Source organism: Sphingomonas sp. BAUL-RG-20F-R05-02 (genome assembly GCF_022662305.1).
Taxonomy (GTDB): domain Bacteria; phylum Pseudomonadota; class Alphaproteobacteria; order Sphingomonadales; family Sphingomonadaceae; genus Sphingomonas.
Map to the genome: position 1 here is coordinate 33,718 of NZ_JAKNQH010000004.1, position 21,707 is coordinate 55,424.

Annotated in this window: 16 protein-coding genes and 1 pseudogene; 8 read left to right on the forward strand and 9 right to left on the reverse strand. The window is 65.9% G+C overall.

All coding sequences use genetic code 11. The features are described 5' to 3' along the window. Positions 1 to 11: 11 nt before the first annotated feature. The gene (locus L8F97_RS10280) at positions 12 to 2,081 is read right to left on the reverse strand and encodes a M13 family metallopeptidase (protein ID WP_242149153.1); all 2,070 of its coding nucleotides are present in this window, start codon (positions 2,079 to 2,081) and stop codon (positions 12 to 14) included. A gap of 262 nt (positions 2,082 to 2,343) precedes the next feature. Between L8F97_RS10280 and L8F97_RS10285 the strand changes: the two genes are divergently transcribed. Beyond that, positions 2,344 to 3,204: an ATP-grasp fold amidoligase family protein gene (locus L8F97_RS10285; RefSeq protein ID WP_277924895.1), complete on the forward strand. Its 861-nt coding sequence runs from the start codon at positions 2,344 to 2,346 to the stop codon at positions 3,202 to 3,204. Between the two features lie 42 nt (positions 3,205 to 3,246). Here L8F97_RS10285 and L8F97_RS10290 read toward each other — a convergent pair whose 3' ends face one another. From L8F97_RS10290 to L8F97_RS10315, 6 genes are all read right to left on the reverse strand, one after another. Next, the gene (locus L8F97_RS10290) at positions 3,247 to 4,659 is read right to left on the reverse strand and encodes an efflux transporter outer membrane subunit (protein WP_242149156.1); all 1,413 of its coding nucleotides are present in this window, start codon (positions 4,657 to 4,659) and stop codon (positions 3,247 to 3,249) included. Continuing rightward, a complete protein-coding gene (locus tag L8F97_RS10295) occupies positions 4,652 to 5,821 on the reverse strand; it encodes an efflux RND transporter periplasmic adaptor subunit (RefSeq protein ID WP_242149158.1) in 1,170 nt (389 codons plus the stop codon). The genes L8F97_RS10290 and L8F97_RS10295 overlap by 8 nt, the downstream gene beginning before the upstream one ends. Beyond that, on the reverse strand, positions 5,811 to 9,047 hold the full coding sequence (locus L8F97_RS10300; RefSeq protein ID WP_242149159.1) for an efflux RND transporter permease subunit: 3,237 nt from the start codon (positions 9,045 to 9,047) through the stop codon (positions 5,811 to 5,813). The genes L8F97_RS10295 and L8F97_RS10300 overlap by 11 nt, the downstream gene beginning before the upstream one ends. 76 nt (positions 9,048 to 9,123) lie before the next feature. Further along, positions 9,124 to 10,476: a sensor histidine kinase gene (locus tag L8F97_RS10305; RefSeq protein ID WP_242149161.1), complete on the reverse strand. Its 1,353-nt coding sequence runs from the start codon at positions 10,474 to 10,476 to the stop codon at positions 9,124 to 9,126. Next, complete coding sequence (locus tag L8F97_RS10310; protein ID WP_242149163.1) at positions 10,466 to 11,143, reverse strand: response regulator transcription factor; 678 nt, start codon at positions 11,141 to 11,143, stop codon at positions 10,466 to 10,468. Before L8F97_RS10310 ends, L8F97_RS10305 begins: the two co-directional genes overlap by 11 nt. A 75-nt stretch (positions 11,144 to 11,218) precedes the next feature. Beyond that, a complete protein-coding gene (locus L8F97_RS10315; RefSeq protein ID WP_242149165.1) occupies positions 11,219 to 11,983 on the reverse strand; it encodes a glutaredoxin in 765 nt (254 codons plus the stop codon). Between the two features lie 245 nt (positions 11,984 to 12,228). Here L8F97_RS10315 and L8F97_RS10320 point away from each other — a divergent pair. The 4 genes and pseudogenes from L8F97_RS10320 to L8F97_RS10335 all read left to right on the forward strand — a co-directional run. Then, positions 12,229 to 13,527 (forward strand): annotated as a pseudogene (locus L8F97_RS10320) (carboxylesterase/lipase family protein); the annotation flags it as partial. A 236-nt stretch (positions 13,528 to 13,763) separates the two neighbouring features. After that, the gene (locus L8F97_RS10325) at positions 13,764 to 14,075 is read left to right on the forward strand and encodes a hypothetical protein (protein ID WP_242149169.1); all 312 of its coding nucleotides are present in this window, start codon (positions 13,764 to 13,766) and stop codon (positions 14,073 to 14,075) included. A 38-nt stretch (positions 14,076 to 14,113) separates the two neighbouring features. Then, positions 14,114 to 14,929: a L,D-transpeptidase gene (locus tag L8F97_RS10330; protein WP_242149171.1), complete on the forward strand. Its 816-nt coding sequence runs from the start codon at positions 14,114 to 14,116 to the stop codon at positions 14,927 to 14,929. Positions 14,930 to 15,055: 126 nt separating this feature from the next. After that, positions 15,056 to 16,438, forward strand: coding sequence for a phospholipase D-like domain-containing protein (locus L8F97_RS10335; protein ID WP_242150116.1), 1,383 nt, complete (start codon positions 15,056 to 15,058; stop codon positions 16,436 to 16,438). Between the two features lie 117 nt (positions 16,439 to 16,555). Here the strand turns inward: L8F97_RS10335 and L8F97_RS10340 are convergent, their stop codons facing one another. Together L8F97_RS10340 and L8F97_RS10345 are read right to left on the reverse strand one after the other, a co-directional pair. Beyond that, complete coding sequence (locus L8F97_RS10340; RefSeq protein ID WP_242150119.1) at positions 16,556 to 17,272, reverse strand: EAL domain-containing protein; 717 nt, start codon at positions 17,270 to 17,272, stop codon at positions 16,556 to 16,558. A 266-nt stretch (positions 17,273 to 17,538) separates the two neighbouring features. Then, on the reverse strand, positions 17,539 to 17,721 hold the full coding sequence (locus L8F97_RS10345) for a hypothetical protein (protein ID WP_242149173.1): 183 nt from the start codon (positions 17,719 to 17,721) through the stop codon (positions 17,539 to 17,541). Positions 17,722 to 17,847: 126 nt separating this feature from the next. On the opposite strand from L8F97_RS10345, the gene kdpF reads away from it, so the two are divergent. From kdpF to kdpB, 3 genes are read left to right on the forward strand one after another with little or no spacing between them, the layout of a single operon-like run. Next, positions 17,848 to 17,937 (forward strand): K(+)-transporting ATPase subunit F, encoded by a 90-nt coding sequence (kdpF, locus tag L8F97_RS10350; RefSeq protein ID WP_242149174.1) that lies wholly within the window; start codon positions 17,848 to 17,850, stop codon positions 17,935 to 17,937. A 13-nt stretch (positions 17,938 to 17,950) separates the two neighbouring features. Continuing rightward, positions 17,951 to 19,654: a potassium-transporting ATPase subunit KdpA gene (kdpA, locus tag L8F97_RS10355; RefSeq protein ID WP_242149176.1), complete on the forward strand. Its 1,704-nt coding sequence runs from the start codon at positions 17,951 to 17,953 to the stop codon at positions 19,652 to 19,654. A gap of 15 nt (positions 19,655 to 19,669) precedes the next feature. Then, positions 19,670 to 21,706 carry a potassium-transporting ATPase subunit KdpB gene (gene kdpB, locus L8F97_RS10360; protein ID WP_242149178.1) on the forward strand — a complete coding sequence of 679 codons (2,037 nt, stop codon included), beginning with the start codon at positions 19,670 to 19,672 and terminating at the stop codon, positions 21,704 to 21,706. Position 21,707 lies beyond the last annotated feature (1 nt).

Here is a 21,707-nt window from a genome sequence, read left to right on the forward strand (position 1 = left end):
GGGCGTAGCCTTCACCAGACATGCACCCGCTTGTCGGGTGCCAGGTACAGCTTCTGACCCGGCTGAACCTTGAACGCGGGATACCACGCATCGAGGTTGCGCACGGTCTGCGCGCGAAACCGATCGGGCGCGTGGCCGTCGGTGGCGATCCCCGAGCGTAGCGCCGCGTCGCGCTCCTTCGCACGCCAGTTCTGCGCATAGGCGAGGAACAGGCGCTGGTCGCCGGTCATGCCGTCGATCACAGGTGCGGGCTTGCCGCCAAGCGAGGCGTGATAGGCTTCGTATGCTGCGGTCAGCCCGGCGACATCGGCGATATTCTCGCCCAGCGTCTGGCGACCGTTGACGTGCAACCCCGGCAGCGCCTCGTACGCGTCGTACTGCGCGACCAGCGCCGCACCCTGCTGCTTGAAGTGCGCGAAGTCAGCGGGCGTCCACCAGTTGCGCAGCTTGCCGGTTGCGTCGAACAGCGCGCCGGTATTGTCGAAACTGTGGCTGATCTCGTGGCCGATCACCGCGCCGATCGCACCGTAATTGGCGGCGGCATAGCGATGCGGATCGTAGAACGGCGCCTCCAGGATCGCCGCCGGGAAATTGAGCGCGTTCTGGAGCGGCAGGTTCACCGCGTTGACGGTTTGCGGCGTCATCCACCATTCGCCCTTGTCGGGCGCCTTGCCGAGCTTGCCGAGCTGATGGTGATATTCGGCCAACCGCGCGCGCTGGATATTGCCGACCGGATCGTCCGCCTTGATCTCCAGCGCGCTGTAGTCGCGCCACGTCTCGGGATAGCCGACGCCGACGCGCATCGTCGCGATCTTGCGCCGCGCCTCGGCCTTGGTGGCGGGGGCCATCCAGTCGAGTGCTGCGACGCGCGTGTCGAACGCGGCGAGGATGTTCTTCACCATCCCCTGAATATCCGCCTTGGACGAGGCAGGGAAGAACCGCTTCGCATAGATCTGCCCGACCGCGTCGCCGAGATACGCGTTGACTGCGGCGATGCCGCGTTTGTCGCGCGGGCGCTGCGCCGGCGTGCCCGACAGCGTATGGCCGTTAAACTCGAACGACGCCTGATCGAATGCCTTGGGCAGCACGGACGTGACGGCGTTAATATGGTGGAACGTCAGCCAGTCCTGCCATGCCGCCAGCGGCTCGCTTGCTACCAGCTTTGACAGGCCGGCGGTTGCCGCCGGTTGCCAGACGATGAAGGTCTGCTGCCCACCGAGCCCGGCCGCGCCGAAGAACGCCGCCCAGTCCAGCCCCGGCGCCTTCTTCGCGAAATCCGCTCTGGCCCACGGGTTGTTAGCCTTCTCTGGGTCCTGGCTCGATACGTTGTCGAGGTGCGCGGTGGCGATTTTCGTTTCCAGTGCCATCACCCGCTGCGCGCGGTTCGCAGGGTCGCTCATGCCCGCAAGCGTGAAGATCCGTGTCAGATAGGCGACGTAGGCGGTGCGGATCTTCGCCATCTCGGGCTTGGCTGACAGATAATAGTCCCGCTCGGGCATGCCGAGGCCACCCTGTAGCAGGTACGGCACTTCCATATTGGGGTGGGTGAAATCCTGCGTCACGAACAGGCCGAACAGATGCTCGGTGTGGAAGTTGGAGGCGTTGAGCGGATCGACATCGGCGCGCAGATCGCTGCCGAGCATCTTGGCGAGCGCGGTCTTGTCGCTGATCGCCGCGATCGCGGCGAGTTCGGGCTTGATCGGCGCGAGACCACGCTGCTCGATCGCGTTGGTATCGAGGAACGCGTTGTAGAAGTCGGCGATGCGGCGCTGGTCGCTGCCGGCTGCGGCGTTGGCCTTCGCGGCATCGCCGATCACCTGCGCGTTGCGCCGTTCGGCGATGTTGAACACGTCGAGAAACACGCCGGTCGAGGCGCGGTCGGCCGGGATCGTCGTCTTCGCGCGCCAGGCGCCGTTGGCATATTGATCAAAGTCGTCGCCAGGCTTCACCGACGTGTCGATGCCCGCCGTATCGATGCCGGATGCGGTCGCCTTCGCCTGGGTCGTCGTGTCGGTCCCGGCAGGTTTGGAGCAGGCGGTGGTGGCGAGCAGCAGAGCGATGAACAGGGCGGAACGCTTCATGGGGCAACCTCTTGCGATCGGTATTGGCACGCGCGTACACCGTGCTCTCATCCAGTGCCAGATCGTGAGTGCCCCCGGCCGTCTGCGAAGGCGAGGCATGCGTTGGTCTGATCTTCCGACAGGCCAGTTTGTTCGGACAATGGTTGTACCGAACCCGGAATGCATACCGCTTTGGCGTGCCATGACAGGTCCGATCTGCTGTATTGGCACATCACAACGTGGTGGTGCGGAACCACAGACATAGTCGCTGCTTTACAGGTTGATGTTAGCTGCCTCCCCCATCGGCCCTGCTTCCGGTGGTAAAAGCCTCGATCGCGCTGGGATTCGTCTAAGCTATTGGTGGCGACACGGGCGCCTGCCAAATCTGGACGACCCGCGCCTGTTCACCGAATGGATACAGTACCGCAAGCTTCACGACCGTGATCCGCGTATGCCGATCCTCGCGGACAAGGTGGCGGTGAAGGCGTGGGTGGCGGCCCGGCTCGGCGCGGATTGGGTTATCCCGACGCTCTGGCATGGAGCTATGCTGCCGTCCGCTGCGGTGTGGCCGACGCCCTTCGTGGTCAAGGCGCGGCACGGCTGCAACCAGTCTCGTTTCGTGTTCGACGATGCCGCCGCGTGGCTGGCCGTCCGGCGCGATGCCGCGCGGTGGATGAGGAAGCGGTACGGCGGCTGGCTAAGCGAGTGGTTGTACCACGATATCCCGCGCGGGCTGCTGGTTGAGCCGTTCGTGGGTGTCGATGCAACGCTGCCCGTCGACTACAAGTTCTTCGTTTTCGCCGGGCGGGTCGAATACGTGCAGGTCCATCTCGGGCGTGGGGCGCGACACCGCTGGATCGTTTTTGATCGTGAATGGCGGCGGCTGTCCCGGCGGACCGAAGACCCTGATCCTGCACGTCCGAATGCTCTTGTGCGGATGATGGCGGCTGCCGAAACCCTCGGACAGGGCTTCACCTTTGTGCGGGTGGATCTGTACGATGGTGCTAACGGACCGCTGTTCGGGGAGATGACCTTCTATCCGGGATCGGGGCTGGATCGCTGCGATCCGGTTTCGCTCGACACGCGGATGGGCCGTGACTGGCAGTTGGCATTAGAACATCCCGCAGCGAGGGCGGCCGCATAGGGTTTGCCGGCGTGACCCGCTGGTAGAGCTTTCCCTGTATCATCAGGAGGGCGCATTTTCCCGCCAGCCGCCGCCCACCGCCCGGATCAGCCGAACGCTCGCCTGGAGCCGGCGGGTCTCGAGATCCAGCGCGGCGCGGCGTGCACGCAGCGCCGTCGTCTGGGCGGTAAAGACCTCCAGATACGTGACGGCACCCTTGGTGTAGCGGTGGAGCGTCAGCCTTTCGGTGATCGCCGCCTGCCGTACCGCTTCATTCTCGGCCGCAGCCTCGTCGCCAAGGTGGCGGAGCTGCGCCAAATTGTCCTCCACTTGCTGGAACGCGGTCAGCACCGTCGCGCGATAGTCCGCGCTCGCGCTCGCCCATCGGGCGCGGGCGGCGGCGAGTTCTGCACGGCGGCGCCCGCCGTCGAACAGGTTGAGAACCGCGCTCGGTCCGATCGACCAGATCTCGTTGGGGGCGGAGATCAGGCCGGGCAGACCGGTGTTCTGAAAGCCACCGCTCGCACCGAGCCGGATCGCCGGGAAGAACGCGGCCTTGGCCACGCCGATCCCGGCGTTGGCGGCGGCGACGCGGCGTTCGGCGGCAGCGATATCGGGGCGGCGCTCGATCAGCGTGGAGGGCAGGCCGATCGGTACCGCAGGGACCGCGACGTCAGGAGCGTTCGGCGCGATCGAGAAGTTCGACGCGGGCGTCCCGGTCAGACTGGCGATGGCGTGTTCGGTGACGGCACGCGCGGCGGCGACATCAGCAAGTTGCGCGCGGGCCTCCGCGAGTTGCGCGCCAGACCTGCTCGTCTCGATGCCGCTGGCGATGCCGGCCTGAAAACGCCGCGCGATCAGGTGATCGGCCCTGGCGAAGGCAGCGACCGTCTGGGTGAGCAGCTCGGCCTGCCGGTCATATCCGCGAAGCGCCATATAGTCGCTCGCAAGGTCGGCCTGCAGGCTCAGTCGGATCGCCGCGAGATCGTCGCCGCTCGCCTGCACCGAAGCGTTCCCCGCCGCCACACTGTTGCGCACCCGGCCCCACAGGTCGATCTCGTAGCCGAAGCTCGCCTCGACCGTGTCCGCGCTGTAAACGTCCGGCTGGTTGGCGCCGCGTAGCGGGCGGTTATCGGACTGCCGATTGCGGGTGAGGCTGGTGTCCACGCCAAGCGTCGGCAGCAGCCCAGCTCTGGTTTGGCCAAGTGCCGCGCGCGCACCGTCGTAGCGGGCGAGTGCACCGGCAAGGGTCGGATTGTCGCTGGCGATCTTGGCCTCTAGGTGGTCGAGCGTCGCGTCGTCGAACACCGTCCACCAGTCGCCGGGCAAAGCCGCCGTCGTGGCGGCGGGCTGCCACGGGCCGGCTTCCTTGTAGGCCACGACCGGTGTGGTGACCGGCGGGTGATAGGGCGGCGCGAATGAACAGCCGGCGGTGCCCGCCGCCAGCACCAGCGCAAACAGCGTGCGCTTAGCCATGCGTACCACCTTCGACGCGTACCAATTGCCCCTCCGCGATCGAGTCCGGCGGGTTGTCGACGATCTTTTGCGTGGCAGGCAAGCCGGACGTCACCTCCACCGTCTGGCCGAGGTCGCGGCCGATCGTGATCGGGCGCAGGTGAATGTGATGATGCGCGCCGACGGTCGCGATCTGGGTACCCTGCGCACGAAACAGCAGGGTGCTCGACGGGATCTGCACCGTCCCAGACTGCCCGCGTACATCAAAGCTGACCTGGGCATAGCCACCCGGCCGCAAGGCGCCGTCCCGGTTGTCGGCGATCAATTGGACCTGAAACGTGCCGCTCTGCGTGTTGATCGCGCCCGAACTGCCGACCACGTGCGCGGCGAAGGTGCGGCCCGGATAGTCCGGTACGGTGAGTGTTGCGCTCAGGCCCGGCGTGATTGCAGCCGAGTAGCTTTGCGGCACGTTGACATAGATGCGGATGCGTCCGGTATCCGCGACGGCGAACATCGGTGTCTGCACGCTGGCGCCCGGGCCGACGAGATCGCCGATATCGGCGGATCGCACCGTCACGGTGCCGGCGAACGGCGCGCGCACGGTGGAAAACGCCTTCTGCGCGATCAGCCGGCCGAGATCGGCGCGCGCCGCCATCACGGCCGCGTTGCGTACCGCGAGATCCCCGTTCTTCTCGTCCACCTCCTGCTTGGACACGGAATTGTCGGTCAGCAGGTCGTTCCAGCGCGCCGCCGTCGAGCGCGCCAGGCCGGCGTGCGCCTGCGCGCTGACCAGTGCCGCGCGCGCGGAGACGATCTGCTGATCGAGTTCGGGCGTATCGATCTTGCCGAGCGGCGTGCCCGCGCCGACCTGCGCGCCGATGTCCTTGTACCACGCGCTGACATAGCCGCCGACGCGGGCGTAGAGCTTGGCGGCATTCCAGGCCTGCATCGTGCCGGGCAGGGTTAGCGCGTCGCTTGCCGACGATGCCTTGACCGGCACGAGATGCACCGTCGGCACCGCACGCGCGTCCGACCAGCTTTGCGCGCTGTCGGTATCGTGCGCCCGCACCATGGTACCGGCCGCGATCACGCCGGCGGCGACCAGAGCGGCGACGATGCCGGCGGTCTTTAGACCGTGCGGTGCCTTGGCGGGCGCTTCGGCGGGGGTGGCTTCATCCGGCATGAGCGAGGGATTCCGTGGTCGAAGTTGCAGGGGCAGGGGCTGGGGCAGGGGCGGTGCCACGTGCGCGGCGGTGCGCGATCGAAAAGACCACGGGTACGAAGACGAGCGTGGCAAGCGTCGCGCAGATCAGCCCGCCGATCACGGCGCGGCCCAGCGGCGCGTTCTGCTCGCCGCCTTCGCCCAGGCCGAGCGCCATCGGCGCCATGCCGATGATCATCGCGAGCGCCGTCATCAGCACCGGGCGGAAGCGGGTTGCGCCGGCTTCGGCGGCGGCGCGAAAGGCGTCGCCCGTTTCGGCAAGGCGTTCACGCGCGAAGCTGACCACCAGCACCGAGTTCGCGGTGGCGACGCCCATGCACATGATCGCGCCCGTCAAGGCCGGCACCGAAAGCGGCGTATGCGTGGCGAACAGCATCCACACGATCCCGGCGAGCGCCGCCGGTAGTGCCGACACGATGACGGCCGGGTCGATCCAGCTCTGGAAATTGACGACGAGCAGCAGATAGATCAGCACGATCGCGCCGATCAGGCCGAAGATCAGGCCGGAGAACGCGGTGTTCATCGTCTCGACCTGGCCGCGCAGCTTCACGCTCGCGCCTTTGGGCAATGCCGCCTTGTTGGCGTCCAGCACCCGCTGGATATCGCCCGCCACCGCGCCGAGATCGCGACCCTGCGTGGTTGCGTAGACATCGTAGGATGGCTGTACGGCATAATGTGTCACCACCGCCGGCGATGGCTCACGGTGCAGCGTGCCGAGCCCGCCAAGGATCTGGTAGCTGCCGCCAGCCCCGGTGATCGGCAGGTTCTGGAGCGCGGACAGGGAATCTGTACGGTATTGCGGCGTCTGCACCACGATCGGATAGGACACGCCGTTCTTCGGGTTCAGCCAGAACGCCGGCGCGACTTGGAAGCTGCCGGCGAGGTTCACCGCCATGCTGCGCGTCACGTCGTTTTCGGTGATGCCGACCCGGTTCGCCCGCGCGCGGTTCACGTCGAAGTCGAGTTCTGGATAGGCCTCGGTCTGCTGCACCCGTACATCGGCGATGCCGGGTATGTGGCGCAGTTGCGCCGCCAGTGCATGCGCATAGGCCTTGCTGCCTTTTGTATCGCGGCCCGTCACCATCACGTCGATCGGCGCGGGGGCGCCGAAGTTGAGGATCTGGCTGATGATGTCGGCAGGCAGGAACGAGAAGACGGAGCCAGGGAAACTGTCGGGCAGCGCCTTGCGCAGCGCCCGCACGTAGCCGGCGGTCGGCGCGTGCCCCTCGTTCAGCGTGACGAGGATGTCGCCGTCCTGCGGTCCGACGCCGCCGGTGTTCGAATAGGCGCGGTTGATGCCCGACACCGGCATGCCGATGTTGTCGACGATGGAGCCAAGATCCGCGGGCGGGATGACGCTGCGGATGCGATCCTCGACATGGTCGAACATCGCTGCGGTTTCCTCGATACGCGTGCCGATCGGCGCGCGGACGTGCAGGTTGATCTGGCCCGCGTCGATGGTCGGGAAGAAGTTGCGGCCGAGCATCGGGATCAGCGCGAACGAGAGCAGCACCACCAGCAGGAAGGCGGGCACGAACACCCGCCGCCGCGCCAGCGCGAAGTCTAGGATGGCGACGTAATAGCCGCGCACCCGCTCGAAGCGATGCTCGAACCCGCTCTGGAACCGGCGCAGCACGTTGCGGCTGTTCGGGCGGCCGGCCCTGGCGTCATGGCTGACCATCACCTCGGCGGTGTGTTCGCCGGCATGTTCGCGCAGCAGGTAATTGCTCATCGTCGGGACGAGCGTGCGCGACAGCACGAACGAAGCGATCATCGCGAACACGACCGCCATCGCCATCGGCGCGAACAGGAAACCGGCGACGCCGGGCAGGAAGAACATCGGCAGGAAGGCGATACAGATGCACATCAGCGACACGAACGCCGGTCCGACGATCTGCCGCGCGCCGTCGAGGATCGCGGCGCGTACCGGCTTGCCCTGTTCTAGGTGCCAGTTGATGTTCTCGATCGTGACGGTCGCATCGTCGACCAGAATGCCCACCGCGAGCGCGAGGCCGCCCAATGTCATGATGTTGAGCGTCTGTCCCGCCGCCGCGAGCCCTGCCACGGCGGCGAGGATGGCGAGCGGGATCGAGGCGGCGATGATGACCGTCGAGCGCCAGGAGCCGAGGAACAGCAGGATCATCAACGAGGTGAGCGCGGCGGCGATCACGCCTTCCTTGATGACGCCCGATACGGCGGCTTTCACGAACAGCGACTGGTCCGACAGCGGCTGCACCTTCAGCGACGGCGGCAGCGTTTCGCGGATCTTGGGCAGCAGCGCCTTGGCCTGATCGACGATCGCGACGGTCGAGGTCGCACCCGATTTCAGGATCGTCATCAGCACCGCGCGTCCACCGTTGACGCGGACGATGTTGCGCTGCGGCGGCGATCCGTCGCGGACATGCGCCACGTCGCGCATCGTGACGGTCGCGCCGTCGACCGTCTTGATCGGCAGATCGTTGAGTTGGTCGATCACCTCGGGCGAGTTGTTGAGGCGGACGTTGTATTCGTACTGGCCGATCTTGGCGGTGCCGGCGGGCACGATCTGGTTCTGCGCCGCCAGCGCCGCGCCGACGTCGCTCGCGGACAGATGTCGGGCCTGCAAAGCGGCTGGATCAAGGTCGATCTGGATCTGGCGTTCCTTGCCGCCATAGGGCGAAGGGATCGCCGCGCCCTGTACGGAGGCGAGGGCAGGGCGGATGAAGTTCTGTCCCAGATCAAAGATCTTCTGTTCGGAAAGGTCCGTCGCCGACAGCGCGAGCTGCAGGATCGGCACCGTCGAGGCGTTATAGTTCAGGATCTGCGGTGGGGTGATGCCCGGCGGCATCTGCTTCAGCACGGTCTGCGAGGCGGCGGTCACCTGCGCTGACGCTGTGCGGATGTCGACGCCCGGCTGGAAGAAGATCTTCACCACGCCGATGCCGTTCAGAGACTGGCTTTCGATATGGTCGATGTCGTTGACCGAGTTGGTCAGCTGGCGCTCGTAATAATAGACGACACGGCCGGCCATGTCCTCCGGCGGCAGACCACGATAGGTCCATACCACAGCGATCACCGGGATCTTGATGTCCGGGAAGATATCGGTCGGCGTGCGCACCCATGCGATCGAGCCGCCCAGCACGATCAGGATGGCGAGGACGACGAACGTGTACGGCCTGCTGAGCGCAAGTTTGACGAGATGCAGCACGATAAACCCGATCTTCCGCGTGGGATGACGGGGCTCCCTCTATGCGCGTTGCAGCGCCGCGCACCTTAAATGAAATTCACCTTGCGATGAGGATCCGGACGACGAGCCCCGGCGCGGCGTCGCCGAGGTCGAGCGTGAACCCGTGCAGGTGGACAATTGCGGCAACCACGCTGAGGCCAAGGCCGCTGCCCGGAATCGCCGCCGCATCCACGCCGCGATAGAACCGGCGCAGCGCCGCTTCGCGCTCGCCCGCGGGAAGCCCGGGGCCATCGTCGCGCACGGCGATCTCGACCGTCTCCGCTTCTACCGCCAGCGATAGGACGACGTGGCCGCCCGCACGGGTAAACTTGATGGCATTGTCGGTCAGGTTGCTTACCGCCTCGAACAACAATTGCGGGTCGGCTTTGATCGCCACATCCGCGTCGCCTGCCAGCGTCAGGGTGACGCCGGCATCTTCGGCAAGCGGCTCGTACAGATCGCGCACATCGGCGAGCAGTGGCGCGAGCGACACGGATGCGAAGCCGGCACGGCGGCCACGCGCCTCCAGTTCCGAGATCCGCAACAGCGCTGCGAAGCGTTCCAGGACCAGATCGAGATCGCCGATCGCGGAACGGGCGAGCCCCGCCAGCGTCGAGTCGGCCACGCTGTGTTCGACGACCCGTTGCAACTTGCCGCGCACATGCGCGAGTGGGGTGCGCAGATCGTGCGCGACCGCGTCCGTCACGTCCTTCACCTGCGCGACGACGCGTTCGACCTCCTCGATCATCGTGTTGACGGTCCCGGCGAACAGATCGAGCTCGTCGCCGCGTCGCCCGACCGGCATCCGCAGATCAAGCCGCCCGGCAGCGATACGCCGGCTGGTCTCCTGTAGATCGCGCACGCGCCGAAGCGGGGCGAGGCTGAGCAGGAACCCGGCGCCGAGCACCAATGCGACGATGGCAAGCCCGCTGGCGACGAGGATGATGAGGATGCGGTGGCGCAGATCGACGATCGGCCGGATATCGCGCGCGATCAGGATCCGCTCGCCGGTCGGTGCCTCGATCGCCAGCACGCGCAACGGTCCGTGTTCGCCCGCGCGCGCCGCTATGTTGGCTGGATGATCGAAGCGGAACGTGCCGGCGACGCGCAGGTTGCCCGCGATCAGCTCGCCGCTACGCGCTTGCAGACCGAAATAGGTGAGGCCGCTCGCATTATGGCGGATTTCGCTCGCGATTTGCTCGGGCAGCGACTCGGCCGCAACCTCGCGCAACCGTTCTGCTTCGTGCGAGAGGATATGGTCGGTGCGGACGGTCAGCTCGCGCGCTGACAAGGCGTAGATCAGCCCGAGCAGCGCCACCATGCCGAGCGCGAACACCAGGCCGAGTAGAACGGTCAGCCGGAACGTGCTGGTCTTGCGAATCTCACGCAGATGCAACCGTTCAACCGGCATCGAGACGATATCCCTCGCCCTTGACGGTCACGATCGCGGAGGAGTGGCCGGGCCGATCGAGCTTTTTGCGCAGCCGCGCGATATGGACGTTGATGAGGTTCGCGCCGGGATCGAAGTAATAGCCCCAGACCTGTTCGAAGATGATCCGCCGGCTGAGCGTATCCCCGGCGTGGCGTGCGAGCATCTCCAGCAGGCGAAACTCCATGTGCAGCAGCTTCACCGGTTCGCCCGCAACCGTGACCGTACGACGGATCAGGTCGATGGCGATCGCCCCGACGCTCAGCACCGCCGCCTCCGGCGGTTCCTGTCGACGGCGCAGCAGCACCTCGACGCGCATCGCCATCTCCTCGGGTGCGAACGGCTTGACGAGATAATCGTCACCGCCCGCACGCAGGCCGGCAATCCGCGCGTCAACGTCGCTCAGCGCGCTGATCATCAGCACGGGCAGCCTGATCCGCCGCTCGCGCAGCGCCGCCACCACCGCCAGCCCGTCAAGGCCCGGTAACATACGGTCGAGCGTCGCAATGTCGAACGGCTCGCGCGTCGCCCGTTCCAGCGCGACATGGCCGTCCGCCACGTGCACGACGTCATGGCCATGCGCGACAAGCCCGGTCGTTATCTGGAGTGCGGTGTCGGGATCGTCCTCGATGACCAGGATTCGCGCCATGACGGGTCCCTTGATGTTCGGCCGGCCTCTACCCGATGTTCGTCCGCATCGCGAGGGGCGCCAACACCGGCGAGTTCAACCTCCGGGTCCGAGCGCTGCCACACCCGTCCAAACCGCCATCGCAAGCATCAGCACGTTCTCGGTCAACGACAGGAAGCCGAGCGGCACGTTGCTGGATCCACCCACGCACGCACATTTCAACGCGCGCTTGTCGACATAGACCGCCTTGACGACGGAGATGGCTCCGATACCGCCGATCAGCAATGCCACCGGCGCCGACAACCACGCCAGCACGCCCGCGATCATCAGCACCCCCGCAAACGCCTCCGCGAATGGATAGATATAGGCGTAGCGCACCCATCGTCTCGCCAGCAGATCGTAGTTGAGGAACATCGTGGCGAAACTTTCAATGTTCTGGAGCTTGAGCAGCGCCAGCACCACCATGCTGAAGCTGATGAACCACGCGGCGGCACGCGGCGTGAACGCCGTTGCATAGACGCCATAGCTGACGGCGAGTGCCATCAGCGCGGTCACGGCGAACAGCGCGGCGACCGGCGTGTATGTCGTCGCCTTCGGGTCCGCGACGGTCTTGCCGAGGTGGCGACGAAGGTCGTCGTAACCGCCGATCCGAACCCCTGCGATAAATACTTGCGGCGTCGTCTTCACCCCGTTCTCCAGCTTGAACGCGTCGGTTGCCTCGCGTGAGGTCAGCCACCTGTCATCGACGGTGTAACCCTGGCGCCGCAGCAGGTCCTTTGCCTTCAACCCGTACGGGCAGACGTGCTTGTCCATCACCATGCGGTACAAGGTGGCGGTACGAGGTTCGGCGGTTACAGGCATGAGCGGCTTTCGACGTATATGGATGACCTGTAACCAACATAGGGTCTGTACCATGGTACAGAGTCAAGGCCTGCGACGATCAGCCGGAATCGTCTGCGCTGCCCGCCAAAGCACTGACGATGCCGTTTCCAAGCAAAAGCGGACGTGCCATCAAGGCTTACGAAATAACGATCGGGAGAGTGCGCATGAGGTCCAACGTCTTACGCGTGGCGACACTGGCAGGCCTGTTGATTACTTGAACAGCGGCAGCGCAGAGCAATCCCGTCGTACGCACCACCAATGGTGCCGTACGTGGAATGCGTGAGGGCGGTGTGGTTTCGTTCAAGGGAATACCCTTCGCCGCCCCGCCGGTCGGTCCGTTGCGTTGGCGCGCGCCGCAGCCGGTGAAGCCCTGGGGCGCGGTGCGGGATGCGACGGCGTACGCCGCAGACTGCATGCAACTGCCGTTTCCAAGCGATGCGGCGCCGCTCGGAACTGCGCCGGCGGAGGATTGCCTGTACGCCAATGTCTGGCGACCGGCGGGCGCGGCGAAAAACCTGCCGGTGATGGTGTGGATCTACGGCGGCGGTTTCGTCAACGGCGGATCTTCGCCGCCCACGTACAGCGGCGCGGCGCTGGCCCGTGACGGCATCATGGTGATGAGCTTCAACTACCGGCTGGGCCGGTTCGGCAGCTTCGCGCATCCAGGCCTCAAGCCGGCAGATGCCGATTACGGGCTGCTGGACCAACTCGCCGCCTTGCGGTGGGTGAAGAGCAACATCGCGCGCTTCGGTGGCGATCCTGCCAATGTTACGATCGTCGGGGAGAGTGCGGGCGGCATGTCCGTCCACGCGCTGCTGACGTCGCCGGCAGCGACCGGACTGTTCAGCCGCGCTGTGGTACAGTCGGGTGGCACGGGATCGTCGAACGGCCTGTCGCTGGCGACTGCCGAGGCGGCGGGCATTGCCTTCGCCGCGAGCAAGGGCATCGCCGCCGACGACCCGCGGGCTGCCGCGAAGCTACGCGCGCTGCCCGCTGAACAGGTGGTCGACGGCCTCAACCTCGCCGCGATGAACCGAGGCGGCTATAGCGGCCCTGTCCCCGACGGCCGCACCTTTGTGGATAGCCTCACGGCTTACCGCGCGGGGCGCTTCGCGCACGTGCCGGTGATGATCGGCGCGACCAGTGACGACATCGGTGGCGCGGACGGCGCGATGATTACCGGCGCGCGCGATCTTGCCGGGTTGCTCGCAGGGCAAAAGGTGCCGGTCTATTATTACCGCTTCGATTATGTCGCGACCTCGGCACGGACGCCCCGCACCAAAGGCGCGAGCCATGCCACCGACATCCCGTTCTTCTTCGACACCGCCGATATCAAATATGGTTCTGCGACCAGCGAAGCCGACCATAAGGCGGCGCACGTCATGTCCGGGTACCTGGTCAACTTCGTGAAGACCGGCGATCCCAACGGCGGTGGGGCCCCGACGTGGCGGAGATATGATGCGGCCGATCCGGTGATGCTGACGCTCACGCGCAGCGGCAGCGCCAGCGTCGCCGCGGAATAGTGGCGGTCCTTTGAACCGAAGCCGAATCGATGTCGTCGGTATGAAGCTAGCCGCGATGAGCGGCGCTGCCGACACTGCTCAGCTCAAGACGCGAGAGGATTTCGATGTAATCAGATTGACGTTTCGCCAGATTAATCATCCTTCAACCCGTTTCGGGCACGATCCGACCAGATCCGGGTTGCCAAGCTACATTCCTGAAGCTTGGTCTGGACGACCCAATCCTTGAGAGGTGCGTAATGCGTTTGATTTCATCCAAAGCGTCCGTGGCGGCAGCCATCCTGATCGGTTCGGTCGCCCTCGGCGGCTGCGCTACCAAGGGGTATGTGAACGATCAGATCGCAACCGTGAACTCGCGGATCGACGGCATCGACGGACGGCTCCGCACGACGGAAGGTACGGCAGGTCAGGCGCTCAGCCAGGCGCAGGCGGCAGCCGGCCAGGCACAGCAGAACGGCCAGCGGATCGATCAGCTCAGCGGCCGTGTCGACGGGATGGACCAGCAGGTCCAGCAGCTTCAGCAGCGTGCCCAGCGCCGGCCACGCGGCTGATTGCGACAGCACGTCGCTATTGCATTGGCGGGGCAGCTTTGCTGAACACTATCGTCGTGTCGATGAAGCTGCTCCGTCCTGACCGCCACGCCGCCGTTATCGCGGCGGCGTGGCTTGTGCTAGCGCCGTCGCCCGCCATCCCGGCGACGGTGGCGGTGCCGGCTACCCATGCCAAAGCCAAGCCGAAGGCCGCGCCGCCGGCAGCGCGCCGGGCCGCGACCAAACGCAAGGCCGTCGCCAAACCCACCGCGTCCGTCGCTGTGCCGGAGGTGGTGCCATCCGAAGCCGCCGCGCGCGTGCTGGCTTGGGTGGCGGCGGAACACGACAACGGTTCGTTGCCGTATATCGTCATCGACAAGCAGGCCGCCACCATGTTCCTGTACCGTGCGGACGGGGAGCTTGTCGGCACGGCGCCGGTGCTGCTCGGCATTGGCGTAGGCGACGATTCCTCGCCCGGTGTCGGCGCCAAGAGCCTTGCGGAGATCGGTCCTGCCGAACGGACTACGCCGGCCGGCCGGTTCGTCGCCAGGTTCGGCAAGGCATTCGGTGGCACGCGCGTGCTGTGGGTCGATTATGCCGACTCGGTCGCGTTGCATGCGGTGATTACCACCCACAAAAAGGAACGCCGCGTCGAGCGGCTGCTTTCGCCGACGCCCGACGACAACCGCATCAGCTTCGGCTGCATCAACGTCGGCACCAGCTTCTATACCAAACAATTGCGCCCGCTGTTTCAGAAGAAAGGCGGGATGGTCTACATTCTGCCCGACACCAAACCGCTCGACGACGTGTTCCCGCGCCTGCGCCTGCTGCCTTATATCGCCACCGACCCGCGGCCCGCCGCCACTGGTGCATAGTCCTGCGATCGCTTAACGCTGGACGCGACCGGTCAGCGCAGCGCGCCGCCCCTAGACGATCCTCTCGGGGGAAATGATGTGACCTTGGATACTCGCGCATTCTGGCGCCGCGCCCGCGCAACGCAGATGAGCGTGATCGTCGATGCGGACGATTATTTCCGCAACGCACGAGCGGCGATGCTCAAGGCGCAGCGTCGTATCATGCTGATCGGCTGGGACTTCGATGCGCGCATCGAGCTGACGGATCAGGCGCGCGAAGACGGCGAGCCACGTCGCGTCGGCGATTTCATCTACTGGCTGATCGAGCGCAATCCGCAGTTGGAAGTGTATCTGCTGCGCTGGGACGTCGGCGCGCTGAAGACGCTGATGCGGGGCTCGAACATCGCGATGATCCTGCGCTGGATGCGGCATCCCCGCATCCACACCAGGCTGGACGGCTTCCACCCGCCTGCCGCCTCGCATCACCAGAAGATCGTCGTGATCGACGATTGTCTGGCGTTCTGCGGCGGTATCGACATGACCAGCGAACGCTGGGACACGCGCGCGCATCGCGATGACGAGCCCGGCCGGGTCACGCCGCGCGGCAAGCCCTACAAACCATGGCACGATGCAACGACCGCGCTGCAGGGACCGATCGCGGCCACGCTCGGCGAACTCGCGCGCGATCGCTGGTCGCGCGCCGGTGGCGGCGAAATCGCCCCGATCACGACGCAGGCCGATTGCTGGCCGGACCTGCTGACCCCCGACTTCCGCGATGTCGAGGTAGGCATCGCGCGTACCCGGCCCGACATGCCGGACTGTCCGGAAATCCGGGAGATCGAGGGGTTATTCGTCGCGCAGATCGCGGGCGCGCGCACCAGCATCTACGCGGAGAGCCAGTATTTCGCGGCGCGCCGCATCGCCGAGGCGATCGGCGCCCGGCTGGCCGAGCCCGACTGCCCGGAAATCGTCATCATCAACCCGCGAAGCGCGCAGGGCTGGCTTGAGCCGGTGGCGATGGACACCGCCCGCGCGCGGTTATTCGCTGCGCTCAAGCAACGTGACCGGAACGATCGCCTGCGGCTGTACCACCCCTATACGGCGGGTGGGGAGGCGATCTACGTTCATGCGAAGGTGATGATCGTGGACGGGCAGACGCTTCGGATCGGCTCGGCCAACATGAACAACCGTTCGATGGGCCTCGATACCGAATGCGACGTCATGATCGACGCGGGGGACGAGGGCGCGCAGGCGATCTGCGCCATTCGCGACGGCCTGATTTCCGAACATCTCGGCGTGCCGACCGACCGGATAACCACCGAGATCGCCGCACGCGGCTCGATCATCGCGACGATCGAGGCTCTGCGCGGCGATGGGCGATCACTGCGTCCCTATGAGGTGCCGGATCTCAACGTAGTCGAGACGTGGCTCGCCGATAACGAGGTGCTCGATCCCGAAAGTCCGTCCGAAATGTTCGAGGCGACCAGCAAGCGCGGTCTGTTCCGGCGCCTGCGACATCCGTTCGGCTGACCTCAGCGAGCGTTTGCAGCTTACTTGTCGCTGCCGTGGCCTGTTCGGCCACGGCCACGCAGGTGCGGCTACATTAGCAGTGTTGCGGCCGCGCCACCGGTCGCGATCCGCCGAGGCTTACGCGCTCAGCGCGACGGTTCCGTCGCGAACAGGCGCGATCGGCGGCAGCGCACGAAAGCCGGGCTTTGCGAAAATATAGCCTTGGACATAGCGGACGCCGATCGCTTCCAACGCGCGAAGTTCCGCGACCGTCTCGATGCCCTCGGCAATAACGGTAATCTCCAGCTTCTCGCACAGACGCACCACGCTTTCGACGATCATGCGGCGAGGCAGGCTGGAATCGAGCCCGCGCACCAGATCCATATCAAGTTTGATGACGTCCGGCTGGAACCGTGCGAGCAGGTTCAGCCCGGCATGTCCGGCGCCGAAATCATCGAGTGCGGTGCCGAACCCCATTCGCTGATACGTGGCGACGATATTCGTCACGTGCGCGGGATCGACCATTTCCTCGTTTTCGGTGAACTCGAAGATCAGCCGGTCGATCGGCAGGCCGACCTGCGCTGCTGTCTTCAGCGTTAACTGGATGCAGGCGGCCGGCGAATAGACCGCGTTGGGCAGGAAGTTGATCGACAGCTTGGCGTCGGTGTTGAGGATACCCGCAGCGACAGCGCCCTCGATCGCGGCCACCCGGCAACGCTGATCGAAGGCATAGCGGTTCTCCGGCGTGACACGCGCGAGCACGCTCGCCGCGCTCTCGCCGTCAGCCCCGCGCACCAGCGCCTCGTATGCGAACGGCTTGTCGGTGCGGATGTCGACGATCGGCTGGAATGCCATGGCGATGTCGAAGTCGATCGCGGCTCCATCCCGACAGCCAGTACACGGCGTCAACTTCGTCGTCACATCACGCATCGTTCGCTCCTCGCGCCCGACCGATACCGCGCGAGGTATAAACGATCACTTACCAAACATTGGCTAAGTGACTGGGCTGGGCTTTAAAACGTGATGAAAGGGTGTTTGGGGCAGGCTTGATATCTTCTGAGAAAAGCACGCTGCGCGACCTGCAAGGCACCGTGCTGCGGCAAGCCGGCTATACGCCAATGCTATGCGATAGCATGCAATCGATCTCGAATTGCTACGCACGACACGCCTAATCGGATGCCATCACGAACGGCACCGCACTCCCGCGCCGCCGTCTGGGGCACAACGATGACCAGCAGGAACCCGATCGGCACGCCGCCGAACATCACCGCCGACAGCTCGGCGTACGCGCGCCGGTCGCTCATGCCGAACACGCGCGTTTAAGGATCAGCCGATGCAAGATGTGCTCTGTGTCGCGGGCCTCCTCGGCCTCGTGCTGGCGACGCTCGCCTACATCGGACTTTGCGACAACGCCTGAGGAGGCTTTTTCGATGACGCTCGACCTATGGCTCGCCGCGATCGCCGCCGCGGGCCTGCTCATCTATCTGGTGGCGGTGCTCATCCGCCCCGAACGCTTCTGAAGGGGGAGGCGCCATGACCATCCAGGGCTGGATCCTGATTATCGTCTTCGTGGGCGTGCTGCTCGCGCTGACCAAGCCGGTCGGCACGTGGCTGTTTGCACTGTACGAAGGCCGCCGCACGCCGTTCCACACTGTCCTCGGGCCGGTGGAGCGCGGCTTCTATCGTCTGTCGGGCGTGAACCCGGCGGAGGAGCAGGGCTGGCGGCGTTACGCCGTGCACATGCTGTTGTTCAACGCCGCGCTGATGCTGTTCAGCTACGTGGTGTTGCGTGCGCAAGCGTTCCTGCCGTTCAACCCGCAGGGTCTCGCGGCACCGGTCGGGCACCTGTCGTTCAACACCGCGATCAGCTTCACCACCAACACCAACTGGCAGAGCTACGGCGGCGAATCGACCATGTCGAACCTCAGCCAGATGCTCGCGCTGACCATCCACAACTTCCTGTCGGCGGCGACCGGTATCGCGCTCGCCTTTGCGCTGTTCCGCGGCTTCGCGCGGCGTGAGAGCAAGAGCGTCGGCAACTTCTGGGCGGATGTCACTCGCATCACGCTGTATCTGCTGCTGCCGGTCTGCCTGATTTATGCGGGTGTGCTGATCGCCAACGGCGTGCCGCAGACGCTCGCCGGAACGGTCGACGTCTCGACCCTCGAAGGCGTGAAGCAGACGCTCGCGATCGGCCCGGTGGCGAGCCAGGAAGCGATCAAGATGCTCGGCACCAACGGTGGCGGCTTCTTCAACGCCAACTCGGCGCACCCGTTCGAGAACCCCAACGCCTTGACCGATCTGCTGCAGATGCTGTCGATCTTCGTGATCGGCTTCGGGCTGACCTGGACGTTCGGCAAGGCGGTCGGCGATACGCGGCAGGGCTGGGCGATCCTGTCCGCCATGCTCATCATGTTCCTGATCGGCACCGTCGTCAGCTATTCGGCGGAAAGCGCGGGCAACCCCGTGCTGCATCACCTCGGCGTCGCCGGCGCTAACATGGAGGGCAAGGAGGTGCGCTTTGGCATCGCCGCGTCCTCGCTGTTCTCGGTGGTGACGACGGCGGCGTCGTGCGGCGCGGTCAACGCGATGCACGACAGCTTCACCGCGCTGGGCGGTCTCGTGCCGCTGTTCAACATCCAGCTTGGCGAAGTCGTCGTCGGCGGCGTCGGTGCGGGCATCTACGGTTTCCTGCTATTCGCCATCCTCGCCGTATTCGTCGCGGGGCTGATGGTCGGCCGCACGCCCGAATATGTCGGCAAGAAGATCGAAGCCCGAGAAGTGAAACTGGCGGTGCTGGCGATCGCGGTGCTGCCGCTCGTCATCCTCGGCTTCACCGCCATCTCGTCGGTGCTGCAAGCAGGGCTGGCAGGGCCGCTCAACAAGGGGCCGCATGGCTTCTCGGAGATCCTCTACGCCTTCACCAGCGCGGTCGGCAACAACGGTTCCGCCTTTGCGGGCCTCACCGCCAACACGCCGTATTACGACGGTATGCTCGGCGTGGCGATGTGGATCGGGCGGTTCTTCATCATCGTGCCGATGCTGGCGATCGCCGGCAGCCTTGCCGCCAAGAAGCACACGCCGGCGGGTGCTGGATCATTCCCGACGACCGGCGGCCTGTGGGTCGGGCTGCTGGTCGGCACGGTGCTGATCCTGGGCGGGCTCACCTTCCTGCCGAGCCTCGCGCTCGGTCCGATCGCCGATCATCTCGCGATGATCCGCGCACAACTCTTCTAAGCGGGGACGCCCAAGATGGCACGCGCACAATCAAACACGCTGTTCACGGCGGAGCTGATCCTCCCCGCGATCGGTGACTCCTTCCGGAAACTCTCGCCACGCGAGCTGATCCGCAACCCGGTGATGTTCACCACCGCCGTGGTGGCGACGCTGCTGACGGTCCTGCTGGTCGTCGGGCATGACAGCCTCACCACCGGCTTCAAGCTGCAACTCGTCGTGTGGCTGTGGCTGACGGTGCTGTTCGGCACCTTCGCCGAAGCCTTGGCCGAGGGGCGCGGCAAGGCGCAGGCGGCGAGCCTGCGTGACACCAAGGCGGAACTGCGCGCCAAGCGCCTGATTGGCGTCGAGGGCGCGTGGGAAGCGGTGCCCGCCACGCAACTCTCGGTCGGCGACGTGGTGCTGGTCGAGACGAACGACCTGATCCCGTCCGACGGCGAGGTGATCGAGGGCGTCGCCTCGGTCAACGAAGCCGCCATCACCGGCGAAAGTGCGCCGGTGATCCGCGAGGGCGGCGGCGATCGTTCGGCGGTGACCGCGGGTACGCGCGTCATCTCCGACCAGATCAAGGTGCGCGTCACCGTCGAACCCGGCCAGGGCTTCCTGGATCGCATGATCGCGCTGGTCGAGGGTGCCGAACGCCAGAAGACCCCCAACGAGATCGCACTGACGATCCTGCTGGTCGGCCTGACCATCATCTTCCTGATCGCGGTCGGCACGATCCCAGCGTTCGCACGCTACGCTGGCGGGAGCATCCCGATCGCGATTCTCGCGGCGCTGCTCATCACGCTGATCCCGACCACGATCGCGGCGCTGCTGTCGGCGATCGGCATCGCCGGCATGGACCGTCTGGTCCGCTTCAACGTGCTCGCCAAGTCGGGCCGTGCGGTCGAGGCGGCGGGCGATATCGACGTGCTGCTGCTCGACAAGACCGGCACCATCACCATCGGTGACCGTCAGGCGAGCGAGTTCCGTCCGGTCGGCGGCGCATCGCCCACCGATCTCGCCGAAGCGGCGCTGCTCGCCAGCCTGGCCGACGAAACCCCGGAAGGCCGCTCGATCGTCACGCTGGCGCGCGAACAGTTCGGCATCCGTACTGCGGTGCTGCCCAACGGGGCCGAGGTGATCCCCTTCACCGCGCAGACCCGCATCTCGGGCGTGCAGATCGGCGCCAACCTGATCCAGAAGGGCGCGGTCGAATCGATCCTGCGCGCCAATCCGGGTGTCGGCGAAACTGCGACGGCCACCGAACTGCGCCGCATCACCGATGAGATCGCCCGCGCCGGCGGCACGCCGCTGGCGGTTGCGGTCGACGGCAAGCTGGTCGGCGCGATCTTCCTCAAGGATGTGGTCAAGGCCGGCATCCGCGAACGCTTCGGCGAACTGCGCGCGATGGGCATCCGCACGGTGATGATCACCGGCGACAACCCGCTCACCGCCGCCGCCATCGCCGCCGAGGCGGGCGTGGACGACTTCCTCGCGCAGGCCACGCCCGAGGACAAGCTCGCGCTGATCCGCAAGGAACAGGGGGGTGGCCGCCTCGTCGCGATGTGTGGCGACGGTACCAACGACGCGCCCGCGCTCGCGCAGGCCGACGTGGGTGTCGCGATGAACACCGGCACGCAGGCTGCGCGCGAAGCCGGCAACATGGTCGATCTCGACAGCGATCCGACCAAGCTGATCGAGGTCGTGGGCTTGGGCAAGCAATTGCTGATGACCCGCGGTGCGCTCACCACCTTCTCGGTCGCGAACGACGTGGCGAAGTATTTCGCGATCATTCCGGCGATGTTCGTCGCGCTCTATCCCGGCCTGGGCGTGCTCAACGTGATGGGGCTCAGCACCCCGCAATCCGCGATCCTCAGCGCGATCATCTTCAACGCGCTCATCATCCCGCTGCTCGTGCCGCTCGCGCTAAAGGGCGTGACGTACAAGCCGATGGGGGCCGGGCCGCTGCTCGCGCGCAACCTCGCCGTGTACGGACTGGGCGGCCTGATCGCCCCGTTCATCGGCATCAAGCTGATCGACCTCGCCGTCGGTGGCCTCGGCCTCGCTTAAG